Origin of the sequence: Streptomyces sp. MB09-02B, assembly GCF_033794485.1 — a bacterium.
Lineage (GTDB): Bacteria > Actinomycetota > Actinomycetes > Streptomycetales > Streptomycetaceae > Streptomyces.
On the sequence record NZ_JARGEE010000018.1, the window covers coordinates 26,030 to 45,374 of the forward strand.

The 19,345-nt window shown below is 70.3% G+C and carries 15 protein-coding genes and 2 pseudogenes; 14 read left to right on the forward strand and 3 right to left on the reverse strand.

Annotated features, from left to right (window positions below):
* Positions 1-12: 12 nt before the first annotated feature.
* Positions 13-966: an iron-siderophore ABC transporter substrate-binding protein gene (locus P1P70_RS04980; RefSeq protein WP_319234921.1), complete on the forward strand. Its 954-nt coding sequence runs from the start codon at positions 13-15 to the stop codon at positions 964-966.
* Between the two features lie 102 nt (positions 967-1,068).
* On the opposite strand, the gene P1P70_RS04985 is transcribed toward P1P70_RS04980, so the two are convergent.
* The gene (locus P1P70_RS04985; RefSeq protein ID WP_179202399.1) at positions 1,069-1,575 is read right to left on the reverse strand and encodes a MarR family winged helix-turn-helix transcriptional regulator; all 507 of its coding nucleotides are present in this window, start codon (positions 1,573-1,575) and stop codon (positions 1,069-1,071) included.
* A gap of 199 nt (positions 1,576-1,774) precedes the next feature.
* Between P1P70_RS04985 and P1P70_RS04990 the strand changes: the two are divergent.
* Together P1P70_RS04990 and P1P70_RS04995 are read left to right on the forward strand one after the other, a co-directional pair.
* Positions 1,775-2,862 (forward strand): annotated as a pseudogene (locus P1P70_RS04990) (multidrug effflux MFS transporter).
* A gap of 314 nt (positions 2,863-3,176) precedes the next feature.
* Positions 3,177-5,327 carry a SpoIIE family protein phosphatase gene (locus P1P70_RS04995; RefSeq protein ID WP_319234922.1) on the forward strand — a complete coding sequence of 717 codons (2,151 nt, stop codon included), beginning with the start codon at positions 3,177-3,179 and terminating at the stop codon, positions 5,325-5,327.
* Positions 5,328-5,495: 168 nt separating this feature from the next.
* On the opposite strand, the gene paaZ is transcribed toward P1P70_RS04995, so the two are convergent.
* Positions 5,496-7,070, reverse strand: coding sequence for a phenylacetic acid degradation bifunctional protein PaaZ (gene paaZ / locus P1P70_RS05000; RefSeq protein ID WP_319234923.1), 1,575 nt, complete (start codon positions 7,068-7,070; stop codon positions 5,496-5,498).
* Positions 7,067-7,969 (reverse strand): VOC family protein, encoded by a 903-nt coding sequence (locus P1P70_RS05005; protein WP_319234924.1) that lies wholly within the window; start codon positions 7,967-7,969, stop codon positions 7,067-7,069. Before P1P70_RS05005 ends, paaZ begins: the two co-directional genes overlap by 4 nt.
* Before the next feature lie 204 nt (positions 7,970-8,173).
* Here P1P70_RS05005 and P1P70_RS05010 point away from each other — a divergent pair, with 204 nt between their 5' ends.
* The 11 genes and pseudogenes from P1P70_RS05010 to P1P70_RS05060 form a co-directional block, all read left to right on the forward strand.
* Positions 8,174-8,758, forward strand: a complete 585-nt coding sequence (locus P1P70_RS05010) for a carboxymuconolactone decarboxylase family protein (protein WP_319234925.1) — start codon at positions 8,174-8,176, stop codon at positions 8,756-8,758.
* A 30-nt stretch (positions 8,759-8,788) separates the two neighbouring features.
* Positions 8,789-9,637, forward strand: coding sequence for a fumarylacetoacetate hydrolase family protein (locus tag P1P70_RS05015; RefSeq protein WP_319234926.1), 849 nt, complete (start codon positions 8,789-8,791; stop codon positions 9,635-9,637).
* A gap of 38 nt (positions 9,638-9,675) precedes the next feature.
* Positions 9,676-10,203 (forward strand): MarR family winged helix-turn-helix transcriptional regulator, encoded by a 528-nt coding sequence (locus tag P1P70_RS05020; RefSeq protein ID WP_319234927.1) that lies wholly within the window; start codon positions 9,676-9,678, stop codon positions 10,201-10,203.
* Between the two features lie 329 nt (positions 10,204-10,532).
* Positions 10,533-11,072: a cupin domain-containing protein gene (locus P1P70_RS05025; RefSeq protein WP_319234928.1), complete on the forward strand. Its 540-nt coding sequence runs from the start codon at positions 10,533-10,535 to the stop codon at positions 11,070-11,072.
* Entirely contained in the window at positions 11,072-12,241 is a 1,170-nt protein-coding gene (locus tag P1P70_RS05030) for an acyl-CoA dehydrogenase family protein (RefSeq protein WP_319234929.1), read from the forward strand. The genes P1P70_RS05025 and P1P70_RS05030 overlap by 1 nt, the downstream gene beginning before the upstream one ends.
* Before the next feature lie 285 nt (positions 12,242-12,526).
* The gene (locus tag P1P70_RS05035; RefSeq protein WP_319234930.1) at positions 12,527-13,645 is read left to right on the forward strand and encodes an alcohol dehydrogenase catalytic domain-containing protein; all 1,119 of its coding nucleotides are present in this window, start codon (positions 12,527-12,529) and stop codon (positions 13,643-13,645) included.
* Between the two features lie 79 nt (positions 13,646-13,724).
* Positions 13,725-15,518 (forward strand): MFS transporter, encoded by a 1,794-nt coding sequence (locus P1P70_RS05040; RefSeq protein ID WP_319234931.1) that lies wholly within the window; start codon positions 13,725-13,727, stop codon positions 15,516-15,518.
* Between the two features lie 28 nt (positions 15,519-15,546).
* A complete protein-coding gene (locus P1P70_RS05045) occupies positions 15,547-17,079 on the forward strand; it encodes a class I adenylate-forming enzyme family protein (protein WP_319234932.1) in 1,533 nt (510 codons plus the stop codon).
* A gap of 35 nt (positions 17,080-17,114) precedes the next feature.
* Positions 17,115-18,032: a 3-hydroxybutyryl-CoA dehydrogenase gene (locus P1P70_RS05050; RefSeq protein WP_319234933.1), complete on the forward strand. Its 918-nt coding sequence runs from the start codon at positions 17,115-17,117 to the stop codon at positions 18,030-18,032.
* A 22-nt stretch (positions 18,033-18,054) separates the two neighbouring features.
* Complete coding sequence (locus P1P70_RS05055; RefSeq protein WP_319234934.1) at positions 18,055-18,843, forward strand: electron transfer flavoprotein subunit beta/FixA family protein; 789 nt, start codon at positions 18,055-18,057, stop codon at positions 18,841-18,843.
* Positions 18,844-18,864: 21 nt separating this feature from the next.
* Positions 18,865-19,345: pseudogene (locus P1P70_RS05060) on the forward strand (electron transfer flavoprotein subunit alpha/FixB family protein); the annotation flags it as partial.

Sequence of the window (19,345 nt, forward strand, 5' to 3'; positions counted from 1 at the left end):
CCACTGCCTTCGATGCCGCGCCGCCGGTTCGTCTCCGCCCTTGCCGCCGCAGTCCCTCTCGCCCTGCTCACCGCATGTGTCTCCGGATCGCCGGCCCCGGCCTCGGCGGATCGTGAGGGCGCGTCGTCGGCCTCCGTACGCACGGCATACGGGACCGTCGAGGTGCCGACCGCTCCGAGAAAGGTCGTCGCACTGGGAGACACCGCGCTGGACAGCGCCCTCGCCCTGGGCGTCCAACCGGTCGGCACGCTGTCCAGCCGGGGCGGTGACTCCGTGTCCGCCTACCTGGCCGCTGAGGTTCCGGACATCTCCCTGGTCGGCACGGTCGCGGAGATCAACCTCGAAGCCGTCGCCGCGGCGCGGCCCGACCTCATCCTCGCCGCGTCCGGCACGCCCCGGGAGCAGTACGACGCGCTCAGGGCGATCGCGCCGACGGTCGTGCCCGAACCCGCCCGCTTCGGCGACTGGGAGAGCGAGACCCGTTCCGTCGCCGCCGCGCTCGGCAAGGAGGCCGAGGGGGAGGGGCTCCTCGCCGGCATCGAGCGGCGCGCCGAGGGCATCGCCGGCCGCCGCTCTGCCGAAGGCGGCGAAACGGCGGTCGTCATCCGCTGGATGCCCAGCGGTCCGGTGATCCTGTCCTCCGCGCTGATGCCGGGCCGCCTGCTGAAGTCGACCGGCGACCGGCCCTCTCCCGCCGCGGACTTCACCGGCAAGCCGCACACCGACCCGCTGAGTCTCGAGAACCTGGGCAAGATCGACGCCGACCGTATCTACCTCACCACCCTCACCGCCGACGGCGAGAGGGCCCTGGCCGCAGCCGAGGCGCAGCCGGCCTTCGCCCGTCTGAGGGCGGTGAAGGCCGGGAACGTCGACGTGGTCGACGGAGACGTGTGGAGCAGCGCTGCCGGTCCTCTCGCCGCAGGCAAGGTCCTCGACGACGTCGAGCGGCTCCGCACCACCGCATGATCATTCTGTGCGGCCTGCTCTCAGGCCGCCGCAACGTGCGGTGGGGCGGCGGAAGCCGTCCCGGCGCGGGGAGTTGGTCACCGACGCCCGGTTCGCAGGGGGTCAGGCGCGCGGCCGCTTCACCTTCTGCTGCAGGACCAGTTCCAGCAGGTTCAGGGCATCGACCACCCGGTCGCGGTCGTCGCCGAGGCCCTCGAGCAACTCGACCTCCGCCGCCAGCTGGCGAGGGAACATCTCGTCGATCGCGTCGCATCCCGCCGGCGTGACGGTGACGAGGGCGGCGCGGCGGTCCGCGGGGCTCGGGCGGCGCTCGACGAAGCCGCGCTTCTCCAGCTTGGCCAGTGTCTTGCTGACGGCCGCGCGGGAGCAGCCGAGGGTCTCGGCGAGCCGACGGGCGATCACCGGGCCTTCCGCGTGCCGCAGTTGCACCAGGGCGTCGAGCTCCGGTGCGGTCAGGGGGGCACCCTCGTACAGCGGCTCCACGGCGGTGGTCAGCAGTGCCTCGATGCGCTTGATCGGGCGCACGACGTCCATGGGGGACGTGTCGAGATCGGGGCGTGCTGCTGTCCACATGGCGCGGAAGTCCTCGGGGGTCGGCGGCGAAGTCATTGTTGATCCCAATTGTTAACCAGTAGACAAATGGTTTACCGTGCAGTTCATGGTACCCACCACGACTTCCGAACCGGTGACCCGGACACCCGCAATCACCGCCCCGCCCGGACGGGTTGGTGTGCTGATCGTGCTGCTCGGCGCACTGACCGCGCTCGCGCCGCTCGCCACCGACATGTACGTCCCCGGCTTCCCGGAGATGGGTCGCACGCTGCACGCGAGCGACTCCGCCGTGCAGTTGTCCATGACGTCCTTCCTGGCCGGGCTGGTCATCGGCCAACTGCTCATCGGCCCGCTCAGTGACGGCCTCGGACGCCGACGGCTGCTGGTCTCCGGCACGGCGCTGTTCGCCGTGCTGTCGCTGGTGTGCGCCTCCGCCCCGACCATCGAGATGCTGGTCGCTGCGCGCTTCCTTGAGGGCGTCGCGGGTGCCGCGGGCATGGTGCTGGCCCGCGCGGTCCTCACCGACCGCTTCCATGGTCCCGAACTGCCGCGCTACTTCTCGCTGTTGACCATGGTGCTGAGTGTGGCGCCGGTCGCGGCACCAGTGATCGGCGTGGCCTGCTGTCCGTCGGGGGCTGGCGGGCCACCTTCGTGATGCTCGCGATCTTCGGGGCCCTGCTCTTCCTGGCGGTCCTGCCCGGAGTCCCCGAATCCCTCCCGCCGGAGCGGCGCCACGCGGGCGGGGTCGCCAGCACCTTCCACGCCATGGGACGGCTGCTCGGCCGGCGCGCCTTCCTCGGCAGCGTGCTCACCCTCGCGTTCGCGGCAGCCGCACTTTTCGCCTGCATCGCCGGCTCCAGCTTCGTCTTCCAGGAGGTGTACGACACCTCCGCCGGGCTCTACAGTCTGATCTTCGCGGTGAACGCGTGCGGCATGCTGCTCGCAGGTGCGGTGTTCGGCGTGCTCTCGCGGCGACTGACGATGGGGACGTTGCTGAGCGCGTCGGTGGCGGTCGCGCTGGTCGCCGTACTGGTCCAGGTGCTCCTGCTGGCCACGGTCGGCGGCAGCCTGGCCGGCACCTGGGTCACCCTCTTCTTCGCCGCCTTCGGTATCGGCGGCATCTTCCCGGCCAGCATGAGCCTGGGCCAGTCCCTCGGACGGGAGGCGTCCGGAGCCGCGTCCGCGCTGCTCGGCGGGATCCAGTTCCTGTTCGGCGCTCTCGCGTCGCCGCTCGTCGGTGCATTCGGCACCGCCAGCGCCATGCCGATGGCGGCCATCATGCTCGGTTCGTTGATCTGTGCCGCGCTGTGCCTGGTCTTCCTGGTGCGGCCGTGGCGGAGATGAGGGCGGAGTCGCTGACGGGCGGCGCGTGAGGACTCTGATCGTCCTGCGCGCGTGGCGCTTGTCGCGGCGATCGCTCTGCCGATAGTGGCTGCTTTGCGTGATGACGTCCGACTCATGTGTCTCTGTCGCCTCATTCCCCTCTGGGCTATCGTCGGATCAGGCGACTTGTCCGCACTGACATGAAATGCGGTCTTGGCCATGGGCAGGCGGTGCGATGGCAGAGCACGTGGACGGCGGTGCGTCTGTGACTCCGGGAGCGGTGCGACTGCGGCTGCTGGAGGCGCCAGGGCGACGCTCTGCCCGAACCCGAGGTGATGAGGCTCGCGCTGCAACAGGCGACGGCCGCGCTTGGGGCGCTTGGGGGGCTGGTTCACCTTCGCCGTGAGGGGGACGACGAGCTGCGGCTTGTCGCCGCTGCCGGCCTGCCCGGCAGCGTCACACAGGTGTGGCTGCGGCTTCCGGACAGTGGTGACTCGGCTCCGGCGCGTGCTATGCGGGACGCCGCGACCCACTGGGCGGAGAGGGCCCGCGAGGATCTCGGAGCCGCTGGCATGATCGCCGTTCCGCTGCTCGGTCCCGAGGGGCCGCTGGGCGCGATTTCCCTGTTCCTGATGGAGAGGGGCGAACCGGACGCCGCTCGACGCTCTTTCCTGGAAGCGGTGGCGGCGTGGGCTGCCCAGCGGCTACGGCGGTTCCCCGTGCTCCGGGCTCCGGCGGGAGGCGAACCTGTGAACAACAGGGCAGCGGACCCCGCCGAGGGCGGAGGCGGTCCACCGCGAGCACCCGTGGTCCCCGCCGCGGACCGCGCAGCGGTCGAGCGCACCGCCCGGATGGGTGACCTGACCTCCGCCTTGGCCGAAGCACTCACGGCCAAGGACGTCGTCCAGGCGGCCGCCGAGCATGTGCTGCCGCCGCTCGGGGCGGACGGGCTCGTCATCGAGGCGATCGAGGGCCGTCGACTGCACGTTGTCGGATCCGTCGGCTACGCATCCGACTTCTTGGACCGCTTTCTCGACGGCATCTCGCTGGAGTCAAACACCACGGTCGCGGACGTCCTGCGTCGGCGCACCCCCGTGTTCGTGGAGTCCGAGGCCGAGTTCCTCCGGCTCTATCCTGAATTGGGCCACATGACTCCGCTGTCGGGCAAGCAGGCGTGGGCGTTCCTGCCCCTCATCGCGGCGGGACATCCGATCGGCACCTGTGTCATCGCCTTCTCCGAGCCACGAGGTTTCGGGGAGGCGGAACGGACGCTGCTGACGGCACTCAGCGGTCTGGTCGCTCAGGCCCTGGGGAGAGCCCGCCTGTACGACGCGGAGCACGGCCGCGCCCAGTCACTTCAGCGCGGACTCCTGCCCAGGTCGCTGCCGTCGCTGCCTGCGGTCACCGCTGCCGCCCGCTATCTGCCCGCCGGTCGGGGCGCGGCGGTGGGTGGTGACTGGTACGACGTGATCCCTCTGTCCGCGGACCGGGTCGCCATGGTCATCGGCGACGTCATGGGTCACGGCATCACCGAAGCCGTCACCATGGGGCGGCTCCGGACGGCGGTCCACACCCTGGCCGGCCTCGAACTCGCACCGGAGGAGATCCTCGGGAAACTCAACGACCTCGTCGCCGACCTCGGCGACGACCAATTCGCCACATGCCTGTACGCGGTGTACGACCCCGTCAGCCGGGTCTGCACCTTCTGCCGGGCCGGCCACCCCCCTCCCCTCGTGCTGACTTCCGACGGAACGCCGCGGTGGCCTGACATCCCGGCCAATCCGCCGCTGGGCGTGGCGGAACCTCCTTTCGAAACCGGGAAGCTGCGCCTGCCCGAGGAGAGCCTGCTGCTGTTCTACACCGACGGACTCATCCGGCCGGTCGGTCAGGACATCGACGACGAGACCGCGCGGCTCATGGAGACGGCCGTTTCCGCCGTTGCCGAGACCCCTGTTTCCGTTGCGGAAGGACATGACGGCGGACACGAACGGATCGACACTGTCTGCGGTCTGATCACCCAACGGCTGCTGCACGATGGAGCTCGAACGGACGACGACGCGGCGCTGCTGGTCGCCCACACGCATCGGACCCCAGCCGAGGACGTCGTGTCGTGGCCCCTGCCCGAAGATGCCCGAGCTGCGGCCGAGGCCCGCGCACACGTGCGTCGGCAGCTGGCCGTATGGCATCTGGGCGACCTCGAAGCCACCACCGAGATCGTCGTGAGCGAGCTGGTCGGCAACGCGGTCCGGCATGCAAAGGGCCCCTTGCGCCTCCGCCTGCTCCGCAGCCGGTCGCTTGTCTGCGAGGTGTACGACGGCAGCCTCGCGACCCCGCGTATCCGGCGTGTCACGTACATGGACGAGGGAGGCAGAGGGCTGTTTCTGGTGGCCGCACTCTGCAGCCGGTGGGGCGCCCGTTATCTGGAGGAGGGCAAATGCCTGTGGGCCGAGCAGGAGTTGGCGCCCGCCGAGCCCCGTCAGCTCTGAAAAGTTCCTGCTGCGGCTCGTAGCGGGCTGCCCGGCGGCCGGGCCGGCCAGGATGTCTCCAGGTGTGCGGCGAGGGACATCCCGTCGTGGCGCCGGCCCGGCCGCCTGTCCGTGGGAGGCAGGGGTAGGGCCGTCCCACGGGGTTTCAGAGGCGGGCTCTCCCGCGCTTCACAGCTCCTCGGCCATGCGTCCGGTGAGTGCCGCCAGCATGCGCGGGCTGCCCTGAACCGCGGTGCGCTGCATGTGGTGCAGGACGCCGCGGATGCCGCCCATCTCCTCGCCGCCGCCGGCCCGTCCGGGGCCACCGTGGATCAGGGCGGGCAGCGGGGAGCCGTGGCCCGTGGACGCCTTGGCGGACTCGGTGTCGAGGACCAGGAGCCTGCCGTGCCAGGGGGCGGCCCCCAGCACCACTTCTCGCGCGAAGGCCGCGTCGCCGGTGACGACGGACCCCGCGAGGCTGCCCCGACCCAGAGAGGCCAGGAAGGACACGTGCTCCGCCGACGTGTAGGGGATGAGCGTGCTGACCGGGCCGAACGCCTCCACCTCGTGCGGCGCGGAGGCGCCCGGGTCGTCGCAGCGCAGCAGCAACGGGGAGAGGAACGCGCCCCGTTCGGCGTCGGCACCCCTCACGTCCACCCGGTCGGGGTGCCCGAAGACGAGGCGCGCGGAGTCGAGGAGCGCCTTCACACAGCGGCGTACCTCCTCGCGCTGCGCGAGCCCGGCCAGGGCTCCCATGCGCACGGTCGGGTCGGCCGGGTTGCCCACGACGACCTCCGCCAGCCGGGCGGCCGCGGCCTCACCGACCGCGTCCATCAGGTCCACGGGAACGAAGGCACGGCGGATGGCCGTGCACTTCTGTCCCGCCTTCACGGTCATCTCGGTGACCAACTGGTCGACATACAGGTCGAATTCGGGAGTGCCGGGGATGGCGTCCGGGCCGAGCACCGAGCAGTTGACGGAGTCCGCCTCGGCGTTGAACCGTACGGCCTGGCGTACGACCGCCGGATGTGTCCGCAGCCGTTCCGCCGTGGCCGCCGAGCCGGTGAAGGACACCAGGTCCTGTTCGGTGAGGTGGTCGAGCAGGTCGCCGGCGCCGCCGCAGACGTACTGCAGGCTGCCGGGGGGCAGCAGACGGGATTCCACGATCAGTTCGATCAGGCGGCTGGTCAGCACGCAGGTCGGGGTGGCAGGCTTGATCAGGCTGGGTACGCCGGCCAGCACGGCCGGGGCCAGCTTCTCCAGCGGTGCCCAGACGGGGAAGTTGTACGCGTTGATCTGCACCGCCGCACCCCGCAAAGGCGTGAGAATGTGCCCGCCGAGGAAGCTGCCGTCCCGGCTCAGGGACTCCTGCGGGCCCTCGGCGTAGACCAACCCCTCGCCACCGCCCGGCAGTTCGCGCGCACCCCGGTCGGCGTAGTGACGCAGCACGTTGATGCCGCCGTCGATGTCGAACTTCGAGTCGTACAGCGTCGCACCCGTCCGGGCGGAGAGCGCGTACAACTCCTCGCGGTGTCCGCGCAGGTGGGCGGCGAGGTCCGCGAGCAGCCCCGCGCGCTGGTGGAAGGAGAGCGCGCGCAGCGCCGGTCCGCCCACGGTGCGGGCGTGGTGCAGCGCGGCCGCCATGTCGACGCCCGCGGAGGAGGCCCGGGCGATCTCGCCGCCGGTGACCGCGTCGTACACCGGTGTTCCGTCCCCGGTCGGGGTGTACCACCGGTCCTGTACATAGCTCGGCAGCAGGTTCATCGGGCCGTCCTTTCCGTTCCGGCGTACGCGTCGTCGCCGTCGTTGACGGGGTGGTGGCCCCAGATGTCCGAGTGGTAGACGCGGCTCACCCAGGTCTCGTCGTCCACCCGCCGTCCCTCGGCGCCGACTTCGATGCCGAAGCCGGCGGGGGAGCGCATGTAGAAGGAGAACATCAGGTCGTTGGAGTGCCGGCCGAGCGTCGCCATGAGCGGGACCTTGTGGGTGCGGGCCCGGTCGTGGGCGCGGCCCACGGCGTCCATGTCCGACACCTCGCACAGGATGTGGTGCGTGCCTTCGCGCTTGCGGGACTCGACGAAGGCGATGCTGTGGTGGCGCGGGTTGCAGCCCATGAAGTAGAAGGTTCCGCCCAGGGGCAGGTGGGTCACATCGCTGAGCCGGAAGCCCATGACGTCCCGGTAGAAGTCGACCGCCTCCATCGCGCGGGGCGACTTCAGGACGACGTGCCCCATCCCCTGGTCGCCGGTCATGAACGTCACGCCGAGCGGCGAGACGAAGGGGGCGGTCGCCAGATGCCGTCCGGTGAACAGCTCGGTGCGCACCGAGCAGGGACCCTCGAACCACAGCAGGCGGTCGACCTGACGGTCGGCGCACTCCTCGGACGAGCCCTCGTGGACATCCACCCCGTGGGTGGTCAGGCGCAGGGCCAACTGCTCCAGGCCGCGCGGATCGCCGACCTCCCAGCCGATATGGGTGACACCCCCGGACTCGGCGCTCTCGATACGGAACCGGTACGGATGCTCGTCCAGCCGCAGCAGCCGCGCCTGCGGCGAGCCAGGCGGTCCAACGGGCATGGTGCCGATGACGTCGTTGGCGTAGGCGACCCAGCCGTCGGGGTCGGGGGTGCCGATGCCGAGGTATCCCAGGCTGCGAATGCTCACCGAGACCTCCCATGGTCGATGTGTGGGCCTGCTCGTGGCGCCGCGAGGAGTGTCGGGCGCCGACAGGATCCGATCGTTCGATCTCTGATCGTCAAAATTCATACAGACTGATTCGGTAAATGTAAACCTGTTGACTATCAGCGTTCTATCTATCTATGGTCGCTGCCGTGCACCAAAGCCGGTCACCCCTGAAGGGCCAATGACATGCCTGTAAGTGAGCCGCGCCTGCCTCCGGTCGACGAGAAGGACATCCCGGAAAAGGCACTCGAAGCCCTGCGGCCCTACCGCAACGGTGAGGGCGACATCTACGCCATCTGGGCGACCCTGGCCGCCCACCCGGACGCGCTGCGCCGCTTCCTGGTCTTCGGCAACCACGTCCTGGGCAAGAACACCTTGCCCGTGAGGTGGCGCGAGCTGGTGATCCTGCGGATCGCCTGGCTCGCCCAGGCCGAGTACGAGTGGTTGCAGCACGTCGTCATCGCCCGTCGGGCCGGAGTGTCCGACGACGAGATCCGCGCCCTCGGCCGACCCGGCGATCCCGGTTTCGGCGGCGCCGAGCGCACTCTGCTCGCCGCGACCGACCAGCTGTTCGAGAGAGCCGATCTCGACGACGTCGTGTGGCGGGAGCTGCGCGAGCACCTCACCACCGAGCAGCTCATCGATCTCGTGTACACGGCCGGCCAGTACCAGACCGTGGCCATGGCGATCAACGTCTTCCGCATCCAGCCCGAACCGGACATCGCCGCGCTGCGCGAGGAGCTCCCGCTGCCCGCGCCGACGGTGTCCTGACCACCCCTACCGTCCCAAGGAGACATTCGAATGAAGCTCGCCAACCTCGCCGGCCGGGCCACCATCGTCGTCGGCGACCGCGCCCTCGATGTGGAGAAGGCCAGCAACGGGGCGCTCGGCCCCGACCCCGCCGTGCTGTACGACCTCGCCAACCACGCCGAACTGCGTCGCCTCGCACAGGCGGCGACCGACGCCGACCTGATCGCTTACGACGAGAAGCAGCTCGGCCCGGTCTCTCCGCGAGCCGGGAAGATCCTGGGAGTGGCGCTCAACTACCGCGGTCACGCCGAGGAGTCGAACATGCCCATCCCCGAACAGCCCGGAATCTTCGCCAAGTTCACCAGCTCGCTGGCCGGCGCGTACGAGCCGGTGTCCGTGCCCGTAGGTGTCGACAAGGTCGACTTCGAGGCCGAGGTCGTGGTGGTGATCGGGCGGACCATGCGCTCCGTGGAGCCGGCCGACGTGTGGGTGGGCATCGCGGGCGTGACCGCCGGTCAGGACGTCACCGACCGCAAGGAGCAGTGGCGCAAGCCGCTGAACCAGTTCAGCCTCGCGAAGTCCTACGACACCTTCAGCCCGTGCGGGCCGCTGATGGCGACCGTCGACGAGTACGACGACCCGAACGACATCGAGGTCGCGGGCTGGGTCGACGACCTGGAGGTGCAGCGCGGCCGGACCTCGGACCTGATCTTCAGCGTTCCCGAGCTGGTCTCCTGGCTGTCCCGGTACGTCACCCTGGAGCCGGGCGACCTGGTCTTCACCGGAACCCCGGCCGGCTGCGGGGTCCGGCGCACGCCGAGGCTGTACCTGGAGCCGGGTATGACACTGACGACCGAGGTCTCGGGCGTCGGTACGATGCGCAATCCGATCAGCCGCTGACGCCCGCCGGCGTTCGTTGTCCGAAGGGAGCCCTGTTCTTGTCCGAGATCCGCGGTGACGCCGTCCACCATCCGCGCTCCCGTGAGTTCGCCGCCAAGGTACGGGCGCACCACGAGGAACTGGGGCACAGCGAGCGCCAGATCCGGGGAGTCGAACTGGTCACCCACCTCACCCGGCTGGTGGCCCGGCTGGTCCAGGACTTCGAGGGCACCGTGCACCGGCCCCTCGGGATGACCTGGGCCGGGTTCCGGATCATGAACACGCTGTGGATCTTCGGTGATCTGGAGCAGCGGGAGATCGCCCGTATCTCGGGCACCTCCCGGTCGAGTGTCTCCAGCGCCCTCAACACCCTTGAGGACCGCGGACTCGTCGAGCGGCGCAGGGAGAGCGACGACCGCCGGGTCGTCCGTGTCTCGCTGACGCCGGCCGGTCTGGCCCTGCTGCACAAGGCCATCGCAGGGCAGACCCCCCGGGAGACGGCCTGGACGGCCGTCCTCGACGACGACGAGATCTCCCAACTCGTGTCCCTGCTCGGCCGACTGGTCAACCAGGAGCACCCGGCCTAGCCGTTCGCCGGCCGGCTCCGGCCGGCGAAGGCACAGCACCACCACACCCCCGTGGTGCACAACGCCGCACCGCTGCCACTCCTCGCGGCAGTGAGCCGCCACCCCACCGGCAGTCCGGCGATGAAGCAGTCGTTCCACATCTCCAGCAGTTCGAGCGATACGGCCTGTCCAAGGTCCGCCCCTCGCCGAGTCCGGCCAGCCCGGATTCCCACGAGCCGCGTCCGCCGCATCGCGATCTGCCGCTTCGCCATACGCACGCTTCGCCATACGCACAGCTTCGCCCTCTGCGAGCACCCCACCCCGCACCTCCCCATCCGAGGAGCCGCACCATGCCCCGGAGAATCGTCACAGGCCTGGCGGCGGACGGGAAAGCCGCCGTCGTCCAGGACGGTCAACCGCCCCGCACCAACGCACTCCAGCACACCCCGGGCTTCGTCTCGTCCCTCGTCTGGGCCACCCCGGCCCAGCCCGCCGTGCCCTTCGCCGGCACCGACCCGACGCCCGCCGTCACCTCCTACGTTCCCGAGCCCGGCGCCACCCGCGTGCTCCATCTGGTCATCCCGCCGGACACGGTCTACCGGAGCGAGGGCTTCGACCCGGCCGCCGCCGTCGCCGAACGCCTGCGCAACAGTCCCGGCCTGGCCGAGCTGTTCGAGCCGGACGCCCCCGGCATGCACACCACCGACACCGTCGACTACGGCGTTCTGCTGGAGGGCGAGATCGTCCTCGAACTCGACGCCGGTAACGAGGTCACCCTCGCCCCGGGCGACGTCGTCGTGCAGAACGGCACCCGTCACGCCTGGCGCAACCGCTCCACCTCACCCGCAACCATGCTCTTCGTTCTCATCGGTGCCCGGAGGAACTCCTGATGCCCCACCTCAACCCCGTCGACGCCCTCGACCTGGACAGCCAACTCGACGACGACGAACGACTCATCCGCGACACCGTCGCCGCCTTCGTCCGCGACCGTGTGACCGACCACGTGGCCGGCTGGTTCGAGTCGGGCACCTTTCCGACCGATGAACTCACCCCCGAAATAGGCAAGTTGGGTCTTCTCGGCATGCACCTGGAGGGCTACGGCTGCGCCGGCGCGAGCGCCGCCGCCTACGGTGTGGCCTGCCGCGAACTGGAGTCCGCCGACTCGGGGCTGCGCAGCTTCGTCTCCGTACAGGGCTCCCTGGTGATGTTCCCGATCCACCGCTACGGCTCGGAGGAGCAGAAGCAGCAATGGCTGCCGAAGCTCGCCTCCGGCGAGGCGATCGGCTGCTTCGGGCTCACCGAACCCGACCAGGGCTCCGACCCGGGCGGCATGCGTACGGTCGCCAAGCGCGACGGCGACGACTGGGTCCTCAACGGCACCAAGATGTGGATCACCAACGGCTCGATCGCCGACATCGCCGTCGTCTGGGCCCGCACCGAGGAAGGCATCCGCGGCTTCCTCGTCCCCAAGGACACCCCCGGCTTCACCACCAGCGAGATCCACAGCAAGCTCTCCCTGCGCGCGTCCGTCACCGCGGAACTCCACCTGGAGGACGTGCGGCTGCCCGCCGACGCGGTGCTCCCGGGCGTCACCGGACTGCGCGGTCCGCTGTCGTGCCTGTCCGAGGCCCGCTTCGGAATCCTGTGCGGTGTCGTCGGCGCGGCCCGCACCTGCTACCTGTCGGCCCTGGACTACTCGACCACCCGTGAGCAGTTCGGCCGGCCCATCGGCGGCTTCCAGTTCACCCAGGGCAAGCTTGCCCGCATGCAGGTCGACCTCGTGCACGCCCAGCTGCTGGCCCTGCGCCTGAGCAAGCTCAAGGACGCCGGGCAACTGCGTCCCGAGCACGTCAGTCTCGGCAAGCTCGCCAACGTCCGCGCCGCCCTCGACATCGCCCGGTCCGCCCGTACCGTGCTCGGCGCGAACGGCATCACCACGGAGTACCCGGTGCTGCGGCACGCCAACAACCTGGAGACGGTGCTCACCTACGAGGGCACCGAGGAGATCCACGCCCTGGTCGTCGGCGAGTCCGTCACGGGACTCGCCGCCTACCGCTGACCGGGCGGCGGTGAGGCCGGCCCCGCGCGGCGCCGCACCACCGTCATCGGGGTCGGCGGGACGATCCCGGGACGCGGAGGCTGACGCACCGTCGCCGGGCCGCTCACCAGCCCGTACGAGTAACAACCCACCGTGGGCCTGACGTTCGGTGAGACACCGAGACGCTCGCTCACCGGACCCGTGGAGCCACCGGAAGACCGCGGCGGCAGCGGCCTTTGACACCCATCACCCCGTGCCCGGCCCTGCCGTACCCGGAAACAACTCCGCCCCATGTGAGGAGAAGCCATGACCTCGACCATGCGCGCAGCGCGAATGCACCACGTCGGTGAGCCGATGAAGATCGAGCGGATTCTCGTTCCGGTACCGGGCCCCGGCGACGTCCGGGTGGCCGTGCACGCCGTGAACATCGTACCGAACCTCGCCAACATCCTCCAGAACTGGACCACTTGGTTCCCGCTCAACCCGCTGCCGCCCCTGCCGGCCGTGTTCGGGCTCGACCCCGCCGGAGTCGTCGAGGAAGTCGGTGACGGCGTCGAGGGCGTCGAGGTGGGGGACCGGGTGTACGTCAACCCGGGCCGCACGTGCGGCGCCTGCCGGGCATGCCGTAGCGGCCGGACCGTGCACTGCGCGAGCTACGCCTTCGCCGGCTACTTCGGCTTCTCGGCCACCTCGGTCCGTCTGCTCGACCGCTACCAGGGCGGCCTCGCGGAGAAGATGATCGCGCCCGCCTCCGCTCTCGTCCGCATCCCCGACTCCCTGCCCTTCGAGGCCGCGGCACGCTTCGGCTACCTGGGCACCATGTACTCGGCGCTCCGCAAGGCCGCCGCCGGACCCGGGCGCAGCGTCCTGGTCAACGGCATCACCGGCACCCTCGGCATCGGCGCGGCCCTGCTGGCCCCGGCGCTCGGCATCACGACCCTGTACGGCACCGGCCGCGACCGCGAACTGCTGGCCGAGATCGACAAACTGGCCCCGGGACGGCTGCGACTGCACTCCCTGCACGACGGCCCCGTGGACGAGTGGATCGCGGCGGAGACCGGCGGGGCCGGAGTGGACGCCTACATCGACGCCCTCGGCCCCGGCGCACCGCACGAAACCCTCCAGCAGGGCGTGCGCGCACTGGCCAGGGGAGGCATCGCCGTCAACGTCGGCGCCGTAGCGGGAGAAGTGCCCCTCGATCTGCACCGAATGATGGACATGGACCAGAGCGTCCGCGGATCGGTCTGGTTCACGCCCGGCGAGGGACAGGACATGGCCGACATGGCCGAAGCGGGCTCGCTCGACCTGTCCCCCCTGCGCCACCACGTCTTCCCCCTCGAAGAGGTCAACGACGCGATCAACAACGTGGGTTCGCGACACGGCGGGTTCAGCAACTTCATCATCTCGCCCACCTCCGGGCGCTGACCGGCACGACCCGAAACTCCTCCCCGCCCCCCACACCGGCAGGTCACCTCACACGCGTTCACCTCGGAAGGAACTCCCTATGGCCAGATCCGACACCGGCGTCGGAAACGGCGCCGGCTCCCGGCCGCCCGCCCGCACGGCGATGGCGAAGCAGTCGAGCGAACAGGTCCACGCCACCGACACCCTGGCGCGGGGCACCCTCATCGCGGCAGCGCTCTGCGTCTTCATGGCCCAGTTCGCCCTCACCGTGCCCGCGGGCCTGAACGGCCTGTTCCAGCAGGACTTCCACACCTCGGCATCGGAACTGACCTGGATCACCGACGCCTTCCTGGTCCCCGTCACCGTCCTGGAGCTGACCTTCGGACTGCTCGGCGACCTGTTCGGACGGCGGCGGCTGCTCGTCGGCGGTTCGGTGCTGGTGGCGGTCGGGTTCGTGGTCTGCGTGGCTACGCCGGGCCCCGAGACCGACCACATGACCCGGCTGATCGTGCTGTGGACCGGCCAGATCCTCGCCGGCATCGGCGCGGCGGCCGTGATCCCGACGACCCTGGCCATGATCGCCGCGGGCACCCACACACCACGCGCACGGGCCCGTTCCATCTCCGTCTGGGCGGCCGCGCTGTCGATGGGCAGTGTGCTGTCCCCGCTGGCCTGTGGCCTGCTCGCGCAGTCGCAGTACAACTCGTGGCCCAACTCCGGGTGGCGGTGGGCGTTCCTCCTCGTCGTCGCACTCGCCGCGGTCTCGGCCGTGCTCGCCTTCGTCCTGGCCGAGGACTCGAAGTCGCCCGAGGGGCGTTCCCTAGACTGGCCGGGGCAGATCACGATCGCCGTCGCCGCCGTCGCCCTGCTCTTCGCCGTGATCCAGGGGCCCACGAGCGGCTGGGGCAGCATCGAGGTCATCGGCGGGTTCACCGTCGCCGCCGTCTTCATGGTCGCCTTCGTCCTGGCCGAGCGCCGTTCGGCGTCTCCGCTCCTGGACCTCGGTCTGTTCGCCAACCGCAACTTCACCGTCGCCGCGATCGTGACGGTCGTCGGCATGTTCTGCTACCTCGGCACCGGCTACGTGACCAGCATCCGCCTCACCGCCATCCAGGGCTTCACCCCCCTCAAGGCGTCTCTGGCGTTCATCGTCTTCAACGGCGTCTCGGCCCTGATCCAGGTGCCCATCGCCTCCCGCCTCATCGAGCGCTACGACCCGAAGTGGATCCTCGGCGGCGGCCTCCTGCTCATCGGGGCGGGCGACTTCTGGATGGCGTCGATACCCATCGGCCACCAGTCCGTCACACCGCTCATCGCCCCACTCGTCGTGGCCGGCGCGGGCGTGGCGTTCGTCCTGTCCGCGGTCACCGCCGTGGTGATCAACACCGTGCCCCACAACCTGTCCGGCATGGCCGCCGGCTGGACCAGCCTGCTGCGCGACTTCGGGTTCACCCTCGGCCCCGCCGTCGTGGGCGCCATCGCCCTCAGCCGGGCTGCGCGCGAGATCAGCGACGAGGTCGCCTCCGACCCGGAGCTCAGCCAGGCCCTGGACACCTTCAACGCCTCGCCGGCGACGGCTCCCGAGGGACAACAGGAAGCCGTGGAGGGAGCGGTCGCGGCCGTCAACTCCGGCCCGCTCGGCGCCAACGCCGTCCCGTCGACCGTCACCCTGCCCGACGGTTCCACCGTGCCGTTCAACCCGCTCAAGGACACCGCCTTCCAGGCCCTGGGCAGCGCCTACTCGCTCGGCTACCTGATCGTCGGGCTGTGCGCGGTCGCGGCGGCGGTGGTCACGGTGGCCCTGATCCGCGGACGCCAGGCAGACACGCCAGACACACCAGACCTGCCGGACGCACCGGACGCGCCGGCCACTCCGGCTACGACCGACGCCTGACGGACCGTAGGAAGAAAGGAGCGCTGACATGACCGGCCCCACCCGCCCACGACCCATGTTCCGCCTGGGCCATCTACTGGAACGCCGCGCCCAGTCGCACCCCGACCGCACGGCGCTGGTCTTCGGGGACCGCGCGTGGACCTACGGGCAACTGCGGGACTGGATCGTGACCACGGCGAGGCAGCTACGCCTGCACGGGGCCGGCCCCGACAGTGTCGTCGCCTACGCGGGCGCCTCACGCCCCGAGGTCTTCGTCCTGATGTACGCCACGGCCCGCCTAGGAGGCGTGTTCGTCCCGGTCAACGGGGCGGCCACGCCCCCCGAGATCGCCTACCTGCTGGCGGACTCGGGAACGGACATCCTGGTCACGGACGCCGCCTGCGCCACCAAACTGGCCGGCGACGGCACCGTTCCGGCGGACATCACCCGCCTGTGCCTGGACGAGGAGCCACCTGACGGACATGCCCCACTGACCCGCACGGTGGACGAACCCGTCGCCGACGACACCCCGGCACCCGTGGCGGAGGAGGACCTCGCCGTCATCGCCTACACCTCCGGCACCTCCGGCCGGCCGAAGGGCGTGCTCCTCACCCACGGCAACATCTTCTGGAGCTGCGTCAACGGACTCCTCGGCCTCGACCTCGCCCGTGACGACGTCACGCTGATCACCACACCCGTCTTCCACATCGCGGTGCTGAGCGGGGTCGGCTCCTACACCTGGGCCAAGGGCGGAACCGTCGTCCTGGAGCCCGCCTTCAGCGTCGACGGCTTCCTGAAGACCGTACGGCAGCACCGGGTCACCGTGACCTTCGCCGTCCCGGCGATGCTCGCCCTGATCGCACGGCACCCGTACTTCGCCGCGGCCGACCTTTCCTCGCTGCGCTGGATCCTCAGCGGGGGAGCGGCGGCACCGGCGTCGGTCGCCGAGGCGTTCCACCGCCGCGGCATCCCGGTCCTCAGCTCGTACGGCCTGACCGAGACCGCCGCCGGCGTCACCTACCGCGACCCCCGCGACGGCCCGGGTTGCTCCGGCGAGGCAGGACTCTGCGCCCCGCTGACGGAGATCCGGATCGTCGACCCCGAGAACCGCCCCGTGCCGCGCGGGACGACGGGAGAAATCGTCGTCCGCGGGCCCAGCGTGGCCTCCGGATACCTGGGCCTGCCGGAGGAGACGGCGGCGATCCGCGACGCCGAGGGCTGGTTCCACGGGGGCGACCGGGGCTACCTCGACCCCGAAGGGCGCCTGGTGGTGGCCGGCAGGATCAAGGACACCATCATCACCGGCGGGGAGAACGTCGACCCGACCGAGGTGGAAGAGGCGTTGGAGGCATGCCCCTCCGTGTACGAGGTGGCGGTCGTCGGAACGCCCGACCCCGTCTGGGGAGAGGTCGTCACCGCCGTCGTCGTACCGGCCGGCGGCGCGGACTGCTCCCTGGAGGACATCCAGACGTTCCTGTCTGCCTCCCTCACCCGCCACAAGATCCCCCGCCGCCTCGAACTCCGGGACCACTTGCCCCGCACCGCCACCGGCAAGCTGCAGCGCAACCTGCTGCGGGGCTGAGCTCGGCCGCACCAGAAACGTTGGAGAGGTACCTCATGCCCACACAACCGTCCGGCACCTCGTCCGGAGCCCCACCGAACAACACGACTCCCCCGCCTTTCCATCGCGTGGGCGTCGTCGGAGCGGGCCTCATGGGCAGCGGCATAGCCGAAGTCTGCGCCCGCGCCGGCCTCGACGTACTCGTCGCGGAAACCGGCCCCGAGGCGGTGGCGGCAGGCCGCGACAGAATCACCAAGTCCCTGGCGCGCGCGGTACGCAGCGGCAAGCTCGCCCCACAGGACAGCGTCACGTCCCTCCGCCGGATCGGTTTCACCACCGACCTGGCCGACCTCGCCGACCGCGACATCGTGATCGAAGCGGCGGCCGAGGACGAGCAGGTGAAGACGGAGATCTTCGCGGCACTCGACAAGGTGGTCGTCCGACCGGACGCCATCCTCGCTTCCAACACCTCGTCCATCCCCGTCATGAAACTCGGCACTGCCACCGGACGCGCCCAGCAGGTGATAGGCGTGCACTTCTTCAACCCGGTGCCGGTCCTGGGCCTCGTCGAACTCGTCCCCTCCCTGCTGACCAGCGACCAGACCCTCGACCGCGCGGCCGAGTTCGTCGGCCGATCCCTGGGCAAGCAGGTCATCCACGCCAAGGACCGGGCGGGCTTCGTTGTCAACTCCCTGCTGGTGCCCTACCTGTTGTCCGCCATCCGCATGCTGGAGTCGGGCATCGCGTCGGCGGACGACATCGACGACGGCATGGTGCTGGGCTGTGCCCACCCCTTGGGCCCGCTGCGGCTGGCCGACCTGATCGGCCTGGACACCCTCAAGGCGATCGCGGACTCCATGTACGAGGAGTACAAGGAACCGCTGCACGCCGCGCCGCCCCTCCTGCTGCGCATGGTGGACGCCGGTCTCCTCGGCAGGAAGACAGGCCGGGGCTTCCACGACTACTCCGGTTGAAAAGGGCTGAAAGGAAAGTCAGATGAGTTTGAGGATCGTTGTCACTGTGAAGTACGTGCCCGACGCCACCGGCGACCGGCACTTCGCCGATGACCTGACCGTCGACCGTGACGACGTGGACGGTCTGCTCTCCGAGCTGGACGAGTACGCGGTCGAGCAGGCGTTGCAGATCTCGGAGAACTCGGCCGACGACATCGAGGTCACTGTCCTGACCGTCGGCCCCGAGGATGCCAAGGACGCGTTGCGCAAGGCGCTGTCGATGGGCGCGGACAAGGCGATCCACGTCGAGGACGACGATGTGCACGGCACCGACGCGATCGGTACCTCGCTGGTGCTGGCGAAGGCGATCGAGAAGGCGGGTTACGACCTGGTGATCTCCGGTATGGCCTCCACCGACGGCACGATGGGTGTCGTCCCGGCGCTGCTGGCGGAGCGCCTGAGCGTGCCGCAGGTCACGCTGCTCTCCGAGATCTCCGTCGAGGACGGCACGGTCAAGGGCCGCCGCGACGGCGACGCCGCCTCCGAGCAGCTTCAGGCCTCCCTGCCAGCCGTGGTCTCGGTCACCGACCAGTCGGGCGAGGCGCGTTACCCCTCCTTCAAGGGCATCATGGCGGCGAAGAAGAAGCCGGTTCAGTCCTGGGACCTGTCCGACCTGGACATCGAGGCGGAAGAAGTCGGTCTGGAGGGCGCCTGGACGGCTGTCGACTCCGCGGCCCAGCGCCCGGCACGTACCGCAGGCACGATCGTCAAGGACGAGGGCGAGGGCGGCAAGCAGCTCGCTGAGTACCTCGCAGGCCAGAAGTTCATCTGATTCAACAGGAGTTGCTGTCCCATGGCTGAAGTTCTCGTCTACGTCGACCACGTGGACGGTGCCGTCCGCAAGCCCACCCTGGAGCTGCTGACCCTGGCCCGCCGTATCGGCGAGCCCGTCGCCGTCGCCCTCGGCAACGGCGCGGGTGACACCGCCGCCGCGCTCGCCGAGCACGGCGCGACCCGGGTCCTCACGCACGAGGTCGCCGAGTACGCCGACTACCTGGTCGTACCGAAGGTCGACGCGCTGCAGGCCGCCGTCGCCGCCGTCTCCCCGTCCGCCGTCCTCGTGCCCTCCTCCGCCGAGGGCAAGGAGATCGCCGCCCGTCTCGCGCTGCGCATCGGCTCCGGCATCATCACCGACGCCGTCGACCTCGAGGCCGGCGACGAGGGCCCGGTCGCGACGCAGTCGGTGTTCGCCGCCTCCTTCACCACCAAGTCCCGTGTCGCCAAGGGCACCCCGGTCATCACCGTCAAGCCCAACTCGGCCGCCGTCGAGGCCG